The 438-nt window shown below is 67.6% G+C and carries 1 pseudogene; it reads left to right on the forward strand.

The window, feature by feature from the left end:
• Positions 1-292 precede the first annotated feature (292 nt).
• Positions 293-438: pseudogene (locus V2J85_RS41650) on the forward strand (AfsR/SARP family transcriptional regulator); the annotation flags it as partial.

Here is a 438-nt window from a genome sequence, read left to right on the forward strand (position 1 = left end):
GTTCCCCTCCTGAGCCGGTCGGACACTGTGTCCCGGGGCCGTCTTCTCGCCGGACTCGGCCGGCGGCCCCTCGACGTCCGCGTTCGACGTCCCGTGCTTCAGGATTCTGCGCGTGTGCTCTCACCGGGGCCCAGTGCCGCGTTCACCAACCCGGCATGACATTTTCATGTTCTCCTTCGTGATCCGCTCACTGGGGCGTCGGGCACCGGGGATGCGAGTCTCGTGTGACGCTGAGCGCCACATGTTCCGGTGCTCGTGTGACGGGGTGCCGACGCAGAGGAGAGTACGGACGATGGAGATCAATGTACTGGGGCCGCTCACCGCCATGGAGCACGGTGTCTCCGTGGTCCCCACGGCGGGCAAGCCCCGCCAGATCCTCGCCCTCCTGGCCCTCCAGGCGGACCGGGTCGTCACCGTGCCCACGCTGATGGAGGAGAT

This window comes from Streptomyces bugieae, assembly GCF_036352915.1.
Lineage (GTDB): Bacteria > Actinomycetota > Actinomycetes > Streptomycetales > Streptomycetaceae > Streptomyces > Streptomyces endophytica.